General features: G+C 55.2%; 12 protein-coding genes. 10 read left to right on the forward strand and 2 right to left on the reverse strand.

Annotation, left to right across the window (positions count from 1 at the left end):
* The first annotated feature begins 144 nt into the window (after nt 1-144).
* The 9 genes from HMPREF2907_RS04155 (at nt 145) to ileS (ending at nt 10,101) form a co-directional block, all read left to right on the forward strand.
* Nucleotides 145-681 (forward strand): KdsC family phosphatase, encoded by a 537-nt coding sequence (locus tag HMPREF2907_RS04155; protein WP_070680353.1) that lies wholly within the window; start codon nt 145-147, stop codon nt 679-681.
* Nucleotides 678-1,259, forward strand: a complete 582-nt coding sequence (gene lptC / locus HMPREF2907_RS04160) for an LPS export ABC transporter periplasmic protein LptC (RefSeq protein WP_009312830.1) — start codon at nt 678-680, stop codon at nt 1,257-1,259. Before HMPREF2907_RS04155 ends, lptC begins: the two co-directional genes overlap by 4 nt.
* Nucleotides 1,240-1,770 carry a lipopolysaccharide transport periplasmic protein LptA gene (gene lptA / locus HMPREF2907_RS04165; RefSeq protein WP_003743816.1) on the forward strand — a complete coding sequence of 177 codons (531 nt, stop codon included), beginning with the start codon at nt 1,240-1,242 and terminating at the stop codon, nt 1,768-1,770. Before lptC ends, lptA begins: the two co-directional genes overlap by 20 nt.
* Before the next feature lie 92 nt (nt 1,771-1,862).
* On the forward strand, nt 1,863-2,597 hold the full coding sequence (gene lptB / locus HMPREF2907_RS04170; protein ID WP_070493599.1) for an LPS export ABC transporter ATP-binding protein: 735 nt from the start codon (nt 1,863-1,865) through the stop codon (nt 2,595-2,597).
* A 249-nt stretch (nt 2,598-2,846) separates the two neighbouring features.
* Nucleotides 2,847-4,199, forward strand: a complete 1,353-nt coding sequence (gene rpoN, locus HMPREF2907_RS04175; RefSeq protein WP_070680356.1) for an RNA polymerase factor sigma-54 — start codon at nt 2,847-2,849, stop codon at nt 4,197-4,199.
* 66 nt (nt 4,200-4,265) lie between these two features.
* Nucleotides 4,266-4,580, forward strand: coding sequence for a ribosome hibernation-promoting factor, HPF/YfiA family (gene hpf, locus HMPREF2907_RS04180; RefSeq protein ID WP_003757098.1), 315 nt, complete (start codon nt 4,266-4,268; stop codon nt 4,578-4,580).
* 513 nt (nt 4,581-5,093) lie between these two features.
* Nucleotides 5,094-6,479 (forward strand): GntP family permease, encoded by a 1,386-nt coding sequence (locus tag HMPREF2907_RS04185; protein WP_070680359.1) that lies wholly within the window; start codon nt 5,094-5,096, stop codon nt 6,477-6,479.
* Nucleotides 6,480-6,559: 80 nt separating this feature from the next.
* Complete coding sequence (locus HMPREF2907_RS04190; RefSeq protein WP_070680363.1) at nt 6,560-7,078, forward strand: gluconokinase, GntK/IdnK-type; 519 nt, start codon at nt 6,560-6,562, stop codon at nt 7,076-7,078.
* 230 nt (nt 7,079-7,308) lie between these two features.
* Complete coding sequence (gene ileS / locus HMPREF2907_RS04195) at nt 7,309-10,101, forward strand: isoleucine--tRNA ligase (protein WP_070680366.1); 2,793 nt, start codon at nt 7,309-7,311, stop codon at nt 10,099-10,101.
* A 237-nt stretch (nt 10,102-10,338) separates the two neighbouring features.
* On the opposite strand, the gene miaB is transcribed toward ileS, so the two are convergent.
* Nucleotides 10,339-11,667 (reverse strand): tRNA (N6-isopentenyl adenosine(37)-C2)-methylthiotransferase MiaB, encoded by a 1,329-nt coding sequence (gene miaB / locus HMPREF2907_RS04200; RefSeq protein ID WP_070680370.1) that lies wholly within the window; start codon nt 11,665-11,667, stop codon nt 10,339-10,341.
* A 203-nt stretch (nt 11,668-11,870) separates the two neighbouring features.
* Nucleotides 11,871-12,278 (reverse strand): hypothetical protein, encoded by a 408-nt coding sequence (locus tag HMPREF2907_RS04205; RefSeq protein ID WP_070680372.1) that lies wholly within the window; start codon nt 12,276-12,278, stop codon nt 11,871-11,873.
* A 212-nt stretch (nt 12,279-12,490) separates the two neighbouring features.
* Between HMPREF2907_RS04205 and hemL the strand changes: the two genes are divergently transcribed.
* The gene (gene hemL, locus HMPREF2907_RS04210) at nt 12,491-13,774 is read left to right on the forward strand and encodes a glutamate-1-semialdehyde 2,1-aminomutase (RefSeq protein ID WP_070680375.1); all 1,284 of its coding nucleotides are present in this window, start codon (nt 12,491-12,493) and stop codon (nt 13,772-13,774) included.
* The last annotated feature ends 58 nt before the right edge of the window (nt 13,775-13,832 follow it).

A 13,832-nucleotide genomic window follows, 5' to 3' on the forward strand; every position in this document is an offset into this window, starting at 1 on the left:
CCTGATTTAAATTTAATCCACTATATAAAGCAGCCCCATGACCGTTAAACCGCATTAATCCCCACAAACACAGGCTAACCGTTTTCAGACGACCTTTATGTTAGAATAGGTCGTCTGAAACCTAGCAATCCGCAAGGAAACACTATGCAAACCTTAGACCCCGAGCTGCAACAGCGCGCGGCGCATATCAAGCTGCTGATATTGGATGTGGACGGCGTTTTGACCGACGGCCGCATCTTTATCCGCGACGACGGCGAAGAAATCAAATCGTTCCACACTCTGGACGGACACGGTCTGAAAATGCTTCAGGCAAGCGGCGTGCAGACTGCGGTTATCACAGGTCGGGACGCGCCTTCCGTCGGTATCCGCGTCAAACAGTTGGGCATAAATTACTACTTCAAAGGCATTTCGGACAAACGCGCCGCCTATGAAGAATTGCGCGCGCAGGCGGGCGTAGAAGAAGCCGAGTGCGCCTTTGTCGGCGACGACGTGGTCGATTTGCCGGTGATGGTGCGCTGCGGATTGCCGGTTGCCGTCCCCGACGCGCATTGGTTTGCGCTGCAACACGCCGCCTATATTACGAAACACGCGGGCGGCGCGGGCGCGGTGCGCGAAGTGTGCGACTTGATTATGCGCGCGAAAGGTACGCTGGGCGCGGCTTTGAACGAGTACATCAAATGAAAGTAAGATGGCGGTACGGAATCGCATTCCCTTTGGTGCTGGCGGTCGCGCTCGGCGGATTGTCGGCATGGCTGGGGCGCATCAGCGAAATCGACATTGAAGAAGTCAAACTCAACCCCAACCAGCCGCAATACACGATGGACGGCATAGACGGGCGGCGGTTTGACGAACAAGGTCGTCTGAAAGAGCATCTGAGCGCAAGAGGGGCGAAACAATTTCCCGAAAGCAACGACGTCCATTTCGAGCTGCCGCACCTCGTCTTCTTCCAAGAAGGCAGCCGGCTTTACGACGTCGGCAGCGACGAAGCCGTATACAACACCCAAACCAAACAACTCCTGTTCAAACACAACGTCGTCCTGACCAAAGCCGCCGATGCCAAGCGGCAGGCAGGCGTCGTCAAAACCGATCTCCTGCACGTCGATACCGAATCGCAATACGCCCAAACCGACACGCCCGTTACCTTCCAATACGGCGAATCGAGCGGCAACGCCGAAGGTCTGACGTATGACCACAAAAAAGGTTTGTTGAACTTCCCATCCAGAGTGAAAGCCACGATTTATGATACAAAAAATATGTAAGGCATGTGTTTTAACCGCATTTTTCGCCACCGCCCCCGCCTACGCCCTGCAAAGCGACAGCAAGCAGCCGATACAGATTGAAGCCGACCAAGGCTCGCTCGACCAAAACAACCAAAGCACCACCTTTACCGGCAACGTCATCATCAAACAAGGCACGCTCAACATCCGCGCAGGCAGCGTCAACGTCTCCCGCAACGACAAAGGCGAACAGTTCATGAAAGCCAGCGGCTCGCCCGTCCGCTTCAGCCAGACGCTCGACGACAACAAAGGCACGGTTAACGGACAAGCCAACAACGTAACCTACTCCTCCGCCATCAACCTCGTTACCCTGACCGGCAACGCCAAAGTCCAACGCGGCGGCGACGTTGCCGAAGGCGCAGTCATCACCTACAACACCAAAACCGAAGTCTATACCATTAACGGCAGCTCCAAAACAGGTGCCAAATCCGCCGCCAAATCCGGCAGGGTCAGCGTCGTCATCCAGCCGTCCAGCACCCAAAAAACCAAATAACCAATATCTGACAACACAAAAGGTCGTCTGAAAACCAGCATAGCAAGTTCCCAAAACACCTTTTCAGACGACCTCCGAACCAAGAGTCATTTATGAGCGAAAACACCAGCCGCCTCGTCGTTCAAAACCTGCAAAAAAGTTTCAAAAAACGCCAAGTCGTCAAAAGCTTCTCCCTCGAAATCGAAAGCGGCGAAGTCATCGGCCTGCTCGGCCCCAACGGCGCAGGCAAAACCACCAGCTTCTACATGATCGTCGGACTCATCGCCGCCGACGCTGGCAGCGTTACCCTAGACGGACAAGAACTGCGCCACCTGCCCATACACGAACGCGCCCGCCTCGGCGTCGGCTATCTGCCCCAAGAAGCCTCGATTTTCCGCAAAATGACCGTCGAACAAAACATCCGCGCCATTTTAGAAATCAGCACCAAAGACAAAAGCCGCATCGACAGCGAAGTAGAAAAACTGCTCGCCGACCTCAACATCGGACACCTGCGCCACAACCCCGCCCCCTCCCTATCCGGCGGCGAACGCCGACGCGTCGAAATCGCCCGCGTACTCGCCATGAAGCCGCGCTTCATCCTCCTGGACGAACCCTTCGCCGGCGTTGACCCCATTGCCGTCATCGACATCCAAAAAATCATCGACTTCCTCAAATCGCGCGGCATCGGCGTACTCATTACCGACCACAACGTACGCGAAACCCTCAGCATCTGCGACAGAGCCTACATCATCAGCGACGGCACCGTCCTCGCCTCCGGCAAGCCGGACGACTTGGTCAACAACGAACAAGTCCGCTCCGTCTATCTCGGCGAAAACTTCAAATACTGATTCCAAATACCGACCATGACAAACCGCACACTAAATTGTGCGGTTTTTTTAAAATGAAGAAAGCACCCAAAGTGAGTTGACGCATTAAGTGTAAAGTGTTGAAATACACATTTAGTATAAAACCAACAAGCGTTCCCCAAAACGCCAAGCACGCCATAAAAACCTTTTCAGACGACCTCTTTGCCATCGAACCAAACTCGAGGACAAATGCCGTCCGAAATATAAAAAACAATCAACATACATTGCACCATGACCTTACTCGGCCTCAAACTCAGGCAGACCCAACAACTCAACCAACGTCTGCAACAATCCCTGCGCATCCTGCAAATGTCCGGCATCGAACTCGAACGCGAGGTCGAAGACTGGTTGCAGGACAATCCCCTGCTCGAACGACCCGAAACCGACGAATTTGCCGACGCAGAGTTCAATCACGGCACCACCATGCCGCACAGCAACCACCTCGGCGGCGACGATGCCGAAGACGCCTGGCTCAACATCGCCAAAGAAGAAGATTTCAACCAATACCTGCACGCCCAAGTGTGCGAACACCCCCTTTCCGACAAAGAAGCCGCCTACGTCCACATCCTTATCGACTTCCTTGACGACCAAGGCTATTTCACCGACAGCATCCAAGACCTTATCGACAACACGCCCTTGGAATGGATGCTGGACGAAGACGAGCTGCAAAACGCCCTCGACCTTTTGCAGACCTTCGACCCGCCCGGCGTTGCCGCCGCCGACCTGACCGAATCCCTGATGCTCCAACTCATGCGCCTGCCCGCCGGACCCGCGCGTCAGGCGGCCGCCCACCTCATCCAAAGTTCGCTGCACGATTTGGGCAAAAACCGCAAACAAAACATCATCCGCTTCCGCAAACTCTTTCCCGAAATCGACAGCGAAACCATAGAAGCCGCACTCGACATCATCGCCACGCTCAACCCCTACCCCGCCTACGGTTTCGCCTCCTCCGAACCGACCGCCTACATCCAGCCCGACGTTTGGGTCAAAGAAGGCAAAGACGGCTGGAAAGTCATCGGCAACGAAGCCGCCTGGCCCAAACTGCAACTCAACCGCGAATACTGCGAACTGATGAAATCCGCAGAAGACGGCGCACCCGAGTGGAAAGAAAAAATCACCGAAGCCAAGCAGCGCATCGACTCTCTCGAACTGCGCAAAAGCACCGTCATCCGCCTTGCCGAATACATCGTCAAAAATCAGGAAGACTTCTTCATCTTCGGCGAAATCGGACTCGCACCCATGCTTATGAAAGACGCAGCCGCCGAATTGGGGCTTGCCGAAAGCACCATTTCGCGCGCCGCCAACCAAAAATATTTGTCTTGCCCGCGCGGACTATTTGCGTTACGCTATTTCTTCACACAGGCAGTCAATTCCGAAGGCGACAAAGAAGGCCTGAGCCAAGGCGCGATTAAAGCCGTTTTGGGGCAGATTATCGAAAACGAAGACAGCAGCAAACCCCATTCCGACGAAACCCTTGTCCGCCTCCTCAAACAACAGGGCATAGACATCGCCCGCCGCACCGTCGCCAAATACAGGGAATCGCTCGACATCCCGCCGGCACACAAACGCAAACTTACCGAATGACAGTTTTAAACCGCAGTTTTCCCGTTCCGTTTCTGACGGACTGAACCCCACCGAAGGAGCTGTATTATGAATCTGAAAATCACCGGTCTGAATTTCGACGTTACCGAGGCCATCAAAAACTACGTTTCCGAAAAATTGGAACGCATCAACCGCCACGCAGCCAACGCCATTTCCGTTACCATCACCCTTTCCGTGGAAAAACTCAATCAACAGGCTGAAGCAGACATCCATCTGGCGGGCAAAGACCTCCACGTCGAGGCCGTTGAACAAGATATGTACGCCGCCATTGATGTTCTGATGGACAAGCTCGACCGTGCAGTGCTGAAACACAAAGAAAAAAGCGGCGATGTCCGCAACACGGTAAAACCTGCCGCAGAATAAGCCTTGATTCAATAATAAAAGCGTCGTCTGAAAATTTTCAGACGACGTTTTTTGTTTTGGCCAAGTTTGAGAGCCAGTAATCTAGGGGCTGAACATAATGATTTGAATCCCACATAGGCGTTTTTCTGCGGGTAAAGCCCACGCCATACCGGTCAACAAGTATTGCAGTATGTTAGCCCCATCAGACCAAAATTTTGAAAAACCATTGTATTTAAGAAAGAAATTGTTTTCTTGTTCTGAATTCATGTCGAATTAGAAAAATAGAAAATATCCACGCCCACCTCCTTTGTTCATGAAAGCAAACTACGTTTTCAGATGACCCTCCCTCTCTTCACAAGAGTAAATGACACCGCCCGACTTACTCTCATTATTCAAATCTATTCGAAAAAATAAATACTTAAACCCATCCGAAAACCCACAATACCGCCCCGTTTCAAATCGTGCTATGGTTGATTTAATACGTTTGAAAAACATTAACTACCTTGTATTCTGATTACAAAGAAAGGCTTCAAAATGGATGGTTGGACTCAGACCTTGAGCGCGGGCTGGCTGCTGGGTATTGCGGCGATGGCGATCGTGCTGATTTTGCTGTTGATTGTGAAACTGCGTGTCCATGCGCTGTTGACCTTGGTGTCGGTGAGCCTGCTGACGGCGGTGGCGACGGGGCTGCCGATGGATAAGATTGTGAACGACGTTCTGCTGAAAAACTTCGGCGGTACGCTCGGCAGCGTGGCTTTGCTGGTCGGTTTGGGCGCGATGCTCGGGCGGCTGGTGGAAACTTCGGGCGGGGCGCAGTCGCTGGCGGATGCGCTGATTCGGATGTTCGGTGAAAAACGCGCGCCGTTTGCTTTGGGCGTGGCATCGCTGATTTTCGGCTTCCCGATTTTCTTTGATGCGGGATTGGTGGTGATGCTGCCGATTGTCTTCGCGACGGCGCGGCGCATGAAGCAGGACGTATTGCCTTATGCTCTGGCGTCTATCGGCGCGTTTTCGGTGATGCACGTTTTCCTGCCGCCCCACCCCGGTCCGATTGCGGCTTCGGAATTTTATTCGGCGAACATTGGGCAGGTGCTGATTTTGGGATTGCCCGTCGCCATGTTCACTTGGTATGTCAGCGGTTATCTGCTTGGGAAGGTTTTAGGACGTACCATCCGCGTTCCCGTTCCCGATTTGCTCAGCGGCGGCGCGGTGGACAACGACCGGCCGCAAACGCCTGCCAAGGCTTCGACCGTGGTCGGCATTATGCTGATTCCTATGCTGTTGATTTTTATGAACACAGGGCTGTCCACCTTAATCAGTGAAAAAGTCGTCAGCGCGGACGAACATTGGGTACAGGTGGCGCGCATGATCGGTTCGACCCCTGTCGCGCTGCTGATTTCGGTTTTGGTGGCACTTTATGTTTTGGGCAGCAAACGCGGCGAAAAGGCAAGCGCGCTGGAGAAAACGGTGGACGGCGCACTCGCCCCCGTTTGTTCGGTCATCTTGATTACCGGCGCGGGCGGCATGTTCGGCGGCGTGTTGCGCGCGTCGGGCATCGGTCAGGCGTTGGCGGACAGCATGGCGGATTTGGGCATACCCGTATTGCTGGGCTGTTTCTTGGTGGCATTGGCGCTGCGTATCGCGCAAGGTTCGGCAACCGTCGCGCTGACCACCGCCGCCGCATTGATGGCACCCGCCGTTGCCGCCGCAGGCTTCAACGACTGGCAACTCGCCTGCGTGGTTTTGGCAACCGCGGCAGGCTCGGTCGGCTGCAGCCACTTCAACGACTCGGGCTTCTGGCTGGTCGGCCGCCTTTTGGATATGGACGTACCGACCACGCTCAAAACATGGACGGTCAACCAAACGCTGATTGCCGCCATCGGCTTTTCAGTGTCGGCGCTGCTGTTTGCCGTAGTTTGAGGTCGTCTGAAAACGTTTTTAAGACGCTCTAAACCGTCTGCCCGACCTTATATCTTTCAAATCCAACAAAGGAAGAGAACATGACGACGCATTTTGTGATGATGGGCGTTTGCGGCTGCGGCAAGACCACCGCCGCCCTGTCCCTGCAAAAACACCTCAACCAATGCCCCTACGCCGAAGGCGACGATTTCCACACCCAAGCCAACCGCGACAAAATGGGCGCGGGCATCCCGCTGACCGACGAAGACCGCTATCCGTGGCTCTGCAACCTGCGCGACTGGATGACGGAACAAGCGCAAAACGGCGCGGCGTACACCATCGTTACCTGCTCCGCCTTGAAACGCCAATACCGCGACATCCTGCGCGGCGCACAAGGCAAAACCGCCTTCATCCACCTGACACCGCCGCAAGCCATCAACCTCGAGCGCATGATGGCGCGCCAAGGGCATTATATGAAAGCGGGTATGCTGGATTCGCAACTGGAAATTCTGGAAGAACTCGGCGCAGACGAATACGGCGTCAAAATCGACAATCCCGGTTCGCCCGAAGCCGTAGAAGCCGATATTTTGGCTTGGGTTAAAGCGGAAGGTTTGTTGTGAAGAGAGTGTGTAAACAGGTATAAGGAAGGTCGTCTGAAAACAGATAGGTCACATTTCGACAAAACAAGTTTTCAGACGACCTTTCTCTTTGTCCGCCGCCATCCCGCATACCCAAACCCCTTATAAAAACAATACAATTCGGCTACAATAGCCCTTTGCATTTTTTCAGACGACCTTGCTTGCAAAACGTCGTCTGAAACCGAAATACCGAAACCATAGAGAATCACAACATGACCGATTACAGCAAAACCGTAAACCTGCTCGAAAGCCCGTTTCCGATGCGCGGCAACCTCGCTAAGCGCGAGCCTGCGTGGCTGAAAAGCTGGTACGAGCACAAACGCTATCAAAAACTGCGCGAAATCGCCAAAGGCCGTCCGAAATTCATCCTGCACGACGGTCCGCCGTATGCCAACGGCGACATCCACATCGGTCATGCCGTCAACAAAATCCTTAAAGACATCATTATCCGCAGCAAAACCCAAGCCGGCTTCGACGCTCCTTATGTGCCGGGCTGGGACTGCCACGGCCTGCCCATCGAAGTGATGGTGGAAAAGCTGCACGGCAAAGACATGCCCAAAGCGCGTTTCCGCGAATTGTGCCGCGAATACGCCGCCGAGCAGATTGCCCGTCAGAAAAAAGACTTCATCCGTCTGGGCGTGTTGGGCGACTGGGACAATCCTTACCTGACCATGGATTTCAAAACCGAAGCGGATACCGTGCGTATGCTCGGCGAAATCTACAAATCGGGCTATCTCTACCGCGGCGCGAAACCGGTTCAGTTCTGCTTGGACTGCGGTTCTTCGCTGGCGGAAGCGGAAGTGGAATACAAAGACAAAGTATCGCCTGCGATTGACGTTGGCTATCCGTTTAAAGACACCGCCGCGCTTGCCGCCGCATTCGGTTTGGCAGGCATCGAAGGCAAAGCGTTTGCCGTCATCTGGACGACCACGCCTTGGACGCTGCCTGCGAGCCAAGCCGTATCTGCGGGTGCGGACGTGGTTTACCAACTGATCGATACGCCCAAAGGCAAATTGGTATTGGCGAAAGATTTGGCGGAAGACACGCTCAAACGCTACGGCTTCGTTTCAGACGACCTCAGCGTCCTCGCGGAAACCACCGGCGACAAGCTGGAAAACCTGCACATGAACCATCCGTTCCTCGAACGCGATATTCCCATGCTCAACGGCGAACACGTTACCACCGACGCCGGTACGGGTTTGGTACATACCGCCCCCGCGCACGGTTTGGAAGACTACGCCGTCTGCAACAAATACGGCATCGAGCTTTACAACCCCGTCAACGCCGAAGGCAAATACATCAGCGAAACGCCGCGCGTGGCAGGCATGAGCGTTTGGGAAGCGAACCCCGTCATCCTGCAATGGCTGGAAGAAACCGGCAACCTCTTGGCAAGCAGCAAAATCGAACACAGCTACGCCCACTGCTGGCGCCACAAAACCCCGCTGATTTACCGCGCGACAGGTCAGTGGTTTGTCGGCATGGACAAAGCGGGGAGCGACGGCAAGACCCTGCGCGACAAAGCCATCAAAGCCGTGGACGACACCGAATTCTTCCCGTCTTGGGGTCGCGCGCGCCTCGAAGCCATGATCGAAGGCCGCCCCGACTGGGTCGTTTCGCGCCAACGCTACTGGGGCACGCCGATGACCTTCTTCGTCCACAAAGAAACCGGCGAGCTGCATCCTAATTCCGCCGAGCTTTTGGAAAAAGTCGCCCTGAAAATCGAAGAAAAAGGCATCGAAGCGTGGTTCTCACTCGATAAAAGCGAATTGTTGAGCGCGGAAGATTGTGAAAACTACGACAAACTTTCCGACACGATGGACGTATGGTTCGACTCCGGCTCGACCCATTATTCCGTCTTGAAACAGCGCGAAGAATTGGACTGGCCCGCCGACCTCTACCTCGAAGGCAGCGACCAACACCGCGGCTGGTTCCAATCCTCCATGCTGACCGGCTGCGCCTCATCCATGGAACGCGCCCCGTACAAACAGCTTCTGACCCACGGTTTCGTAGTTGACCAAAACGGCCGCAAAATGTCGAAATCCATCGGCAACGTCGTCGCGCCGCAAGAAGTCTATAACGAATTCGGCGCGGACATCCTGCGCCTGTGGGCGGCATCCACCGATTACAGCGGCGAATTGGCGATTTCCAAAGAAATCCTCAAACGCGTCACCGAAAGCTACCGCCGCATCCGCAACACCTTGAGCTTCCTGTTTGCCAACCTCAGTGATTTCGACCCGTTCGAACACACCGTACCGCAGGCAGACATGGTCGAAATCGACCGCTACGCCTTAGTGTTGGCGCGCCAGTTGCAAGAGCGTCTGGCGGGCGACTACTATCCACGCTATGCCTTCCACTTCGCCGTGAAAGACATCGTCGCCTTCTGCTCGGAAGACTTGGGCGCGTTCTACCTCGACATCCTGAAAGACCGCCTCTACACCACCAAAGCCGACAGCCACGCACGCCGCAGCGCGCAAACCGCCCTGTATCACATCACGCGCAGCCTGGTTCTCTTGATTGCACCGATTTTGTGCTTCACCGGCGAAGAAGCGTGGGACATCATCGGCGGCGGCGAAGAAGACAGCGTCCTCTTCCACACCTGGCACGAGTTCCCGCCCATCAACGAAAAAGCCGAAGCCGAACTGGTGAAAAAATGGACGGCAGTCCGCGAAGCCCGCGAAGCCGTAACCGCCGCCATCGAGCCTTTGCGCACCGACAAAACCGTCGGTTCGTCATTGCAGGCAGAAGCCGAAATCACCGCACCGGAAGCCACCGCCGACTACCTGAACGCCTTGGGCGAAGAATTGCGCTTTGCCCTCTTGGTGTCCAAAGTCGACGTCAAAACCGGCAGCGAACTCGCCGTAACCGCCAAAGCCAGCGACGGCGAAAAATGCGAACGCTGCTGGCACTACACCCACGACATCGGCTCCGTCGCAGGTCATGAAACCATCTGCAAACGCTGCGCCGCGAATGTCGACGGCAAAGGCGAAGAGCGGCATTACGCTTAAGTGCTGCCGACATTTGATTTTCGAAGTGGATTTTTGTTTGAAAAGCGGCAAAATCAAGCTGGAAACCGCAGCAAGATTGGATACCTTGCGAGAATTTCCAACGCGGAAGATGCCGCTTTAAGAACAAAAAGATACAGATATTATTGAATATCGACAGACTCTCAGGTCGTCTGAAAAAAGGTCGTCTGAAAACCAAGATACAGGTTTTCAGACGACCTTTGCTATGGCTGAACGGCTTTACGCTTCGACCGGTTTGCCGCGCAGGGAGAAGGTGTAGGCTTCGGTGATTTCCAAATCGATCATTTGGTTGATCATATCGGGTGTGCCGGTGAAGTTGACCACTCGGTTGTTGGCGGTACGGGCTTGGAGCTGGTCGGGGTCTTTTTTGGAGATGCCTTCGACCAGACAGCGTTGTACGGTGCCGATCATGGTTTGGTTGATGCGGGCGGTTTCGGCTTCGATGACTTCGTTCAGGGCTTCGAGGCGGCGCACTTTTTCGGCGTGCGGGGTGTCGTCCGGCAGGTTGGCGGCGGGTGTGCCGGGGCGCGGGCTGTAAATGAAGACGAAGCTCAAATCGAAGGCGATGTCTTTCACCAGCTTCAGGGTTTGCTCGAACTCGCGCTCGGTTTCGCCGGGGAAGCCGACGATGAAGTCGCTGCTCAGGCACAAGTCGGGGCGGATGGCGCGCAGTTTGCGGATGATGGATTTGTATTCCAAGGCGGTGTAGCCGCGTTTCATCGCGCTCAATACGCGGTCGGAACCGCTTTGAATCGGCAGGTGCAGATGCGACACCAGCTTGGGCAGGGCGCGGTAGCACTCGATAATCGAGTCGGTAAACTCACGCGGGTGGCTGGTGGTGAAGCGCATACGTTCGATGCCGGGGATTTCGTGGACGATGCGCAGCAGGGTGGCGAAGTCGCAGATTTCGCCGTCTTCCATTTCGCCGCGATAGGCGTTGACGTTTTGTCCTAAGAGGTTGATTTCTTTAACGCCTTGCTGGGCAAGGTTGGCGATTTCGGTCAAAACGTCGTTCAGCGGGCGGGAGAACTCTTCGCCGCGCGTGTAGGGGACGACGCAGAACGAGCAGTATTTGGAACAACCTTCCATGATGGACACGAATGCTGCGCCGCCTTCGACGCGGGCGGGCGGCAGGTGGTCGAATTTTTCGATTTCGGGGAAGGAAATATCGACTTGCGACAGGCCGCTGGTTTCTTTATCCACAATCATTTTGGGCAGGCGGTGCAGTGTTTGCGGGCCGAAGACGACGTCCACATAAGGCGCGCGTTTGATGATGTTTTCGCCTTCTTGGGAGGCGACGCAGCCGGCAACGCCGATGATGAGGTCGGGATTTTTTTCTTTGAGCGGGCGCACGCGGCCTAAGTCGGAGAACACTTTTTCCTGCGCTTTTTCACGCACGGAGCAGGTGTTGAAGAGGATGATGTCGGCTTCGTCAGCTTCGGTTACTTGTTCGATGCCGCCGTTTTCTTCGGCGAGTACGGCGAGCATTTTTTCGCTGTCGTATTCGTTCATTTGGCAGCCGAAGGTGCGGATAAATACTTTTTTCATGGTTTGTGTCTTTCTCAGGTAGCCCGTAATTGCGGGGCTGATTGTTATAAAAATCTTCATTTCAGACGACCTTTGGAACGTGGACAGGTCGTCTGAAACGCAGATTCGTCAGGGCGCAAAAATGCGCGGTTGCGCTGCTGCGGCTGCAACAGCCAACCACGCGGTGTGTGTGTTTGGGTCGTCTGAAACGGGCAAACGACGGCTTATTGCGCGTCTTTTTTAACCTCGTCGCGGACTTCTTTTTGCGCGGTAAAACGGGAGGCTTCGTCGTCGGTCAAAACCCACACTTCGCGCACGAGGGCGTTGGTGTCGTTGTGTTTGAACGCGATGGTTTTGCCGGTTTTGCCTGCCAGCCGCCCCATCGGGATGAAGCGGTCGTTTTCGTCGTGGATTTTGGTGAAACGGGTGATTTGCAGCTTGGCGGAATTGCCGTCGGCAATGCCCAGCGTCAAGAGGCGCGTCCATGAGAAGCCGCCACGGCTCACTTTCAGATAAGGCAGTTCGACCTGTTTCAAAACCGCCGCGTCCATATCGTTCGGCAGCTTGCGCTGGGCGGCGTAGGAGACGGTGGAAACCAAAAGGGTAAGCATTAAAATGAATCCGCGTAACATGATGTTTTCTTTATGGTATAAATGGGTGCGGATTATAGCACAAACGCTTCAAATATGAACAGAGTGATTGTTTTTACAGAACAATTTTCATTTTCAGATACGGCGTTGCGCCGTGGCAGTTTGGGCTTTGGAGGTCGTCTGAAACGGCTGGTGCGGGCAATCTGATGATAAAATACCGCTTATTTTTCAGACGACCTCAGAAAGAATCCGCTATGAACCGTAACGAAATCCTGTTTGACCGCGCCAAAACCATCATCCCCGGCGGCGTGAATTCCCCCGTCCGCGCATTCGGCAGCGTCGGCGGCGTGCCGCGCTTCATCAAAAAAGCCGAAGGCGCGTATGTTTGGGACGAAAACGGCACGCGCTACACCGATTACGTCGGTTCGTGGGGGCCTGCGATTGTCGGACACGCGCACCCCGAAGTCATCGAAGCCGTGCGCGAAGCCGCCTTGGGCGGTCTGTCGTTCGGTGCGCCCACCGAAGGCGAAATCGTCATCGCCGAAGAAATCGCCAAAATCATGCCGTCGGTCGAACGGCTGCGCCTCGTCAGCTCCGGCACCGAAGCGACCATGACCGCCATCCGCCTCGCACGCGGCTTCACCGGACGCGACAAAATCATCAAATTTGAAGGCTGCTACCACGGCCATTCCGACAGCCTGCTCGTCAAAGCCGGCAGCGGCCTGCTCACTTTCGGCAACCCGTCCTCCGCAGGCGTTCCCGCCGACTTTACCAAACACACCTTAGTCCTCGAATACAACAACACCGCCCAGCTCGAAGAAGCGTTCGCCCGCAACGGCGACGAAATCGCCTGCGTCATCCTCGAACCCTTCGTCGGCAATATGAACCTTGTCCGCCCGACCGAAGCCTTCGTCAAAGCCCTGCGCGAATTGACCGAAAAACACGGCGCCGTGTTGATTTACGACGAAGTGATGACCGGCTTCCGCGTCGCGCTCGGCGGCGCGCAGTCGCTGCACGGCATCACGCCCGACCTGACCACGATGGGCAAAGTCATCGGCGGCGGTATGCCGCTTGCCGCGTTCGGCGGACGCAAAGACATCATGGAATGCATTTCCCCGCTGGGCGGCGTGTATCAGGCAGGCACATTATCAGGCAACCCGATTGCCGTCGCCGCCGGCTTGAAAACGCTTGAAATCATCCAGCGCGAAGGCTTTTACGAAAACCTGACCGCCTTGACCCGCCGCCTCGCCGACGGGCTTGCCGCCGCCGCCAAAGCGCACGGCATCGAGTTTACAGCCGACAGCGTGGGCGGTATGTTCGGCCTGTATTTCGCCGCACACACCCCGCAAAACTACGGCGACATGGCGCGTTCCAATATCGACGCCTTCAAACGTTTCTTCCACGGCATGCTCGACCGCAACACCGCCTTCGGCCCGTCCGCCTACGAAGCAGGCTTCGTCTCCGCCGCGCACACGCCCGAGCTGATTGACGAAACCATCGCCACCGCGCATCAAGTGTTTGCGGAAATGGCGAAATAAGGCGAAGCGCATCCGCAGAAGCAGGTGTGATTTATAGTGGATTAAATTTAAATCAGGA

This window comes from Neisseria sp. HMSC055H02 (assembly GCF_001813335.1).
Classification (GTDB): domain Bacteria; phylum Pseudomonadota; class Gammaproteobacteria; order Burkholderiales; family Neisseriaceae; genus Neisseria; species Neisseria sicca_C.

Bases quoted from the DNA above. Each gene is read 5' to 3' on its own strand.
- lptA (WP_003743816.1), top strand. From the start codon at position 1,240: ATGATACAAAAAATATGTAAGGCATGTGTTTTAACCGCATTTTTCGCC.
- ileS (WP_070680366.1), top strand. From the start codon at position 7,309: ATGACCGATTACAGCAAAACCGTAAACCTGCTCGAAAGCCCGTTTCCG.
- HMPREF2907_RS04205 (WP_070680372.1), bottom strand. From the start codon at position 12,278: ATGTTACGCGGATTCATTTTAATGCTTACCCTTTTGGTTTCCACCGTC.
- HMPREF2907_RS04155 (WP_070680353.1), top strand. From the start codon at position 145: ATGCAAACCTTAGACCCCGAGCTGCAACAGCGCGCGGCGCATATCAAG.
- rpoN (WP_070680356.1), top strand. From the start codon at position 2,847: ATGACCTTACTCGGCCTCAAACTCAGGCAGACCCAACAACTCAACCAA.
- hemL (WP_070680375.1), top strand. From the start codon at position 12,491: ATGAACCGTAACGAAATCCTGTTTGACCGCGCCAAAACCATCATCCCC.
- hpf (WP_003757098.1), top strand. From the start codon at position 4,266: ATGAATCTGAAAATCACCGGTCTGAATTTCGACGTTACCGAGGCCATC.
- lptC (WP_009312830.1), top strand. From the start codon at position 678: ATGAAAGTAAGATGGCGGTACGGAATCGCATTCCCTTTGGTGCTGGCG.
- HMPREF2907_RS04185 (WP_070680359.1), top strand. From the start codon at position 5,094: ATGGATGGTTGGACTCAGACCTTGAGCGCGGGCTGGCTGCTGGGTATT.
- miaB (WP_070680370.1), bottom strand. From the start codon at position 11,667: ATGAAAAAAGTATTTATCCGCACCTTCGGCTGCCAAATGAACGAATAC.
- HMPREF2907_RS04190 (WP_070680363.1), top strand. From the start codon at position 6,560: ATGACGACGCATTTTGTGATGATGGGCGTTTGCGGCTGCGGCAAGACC.
- lptB (WP_070493599.1), top strand. From the start codon at position 1,863: ATGAGCGAAAACACCAGCCGCCTCGTCGTTCAAAACCTGCAAAAAAGT.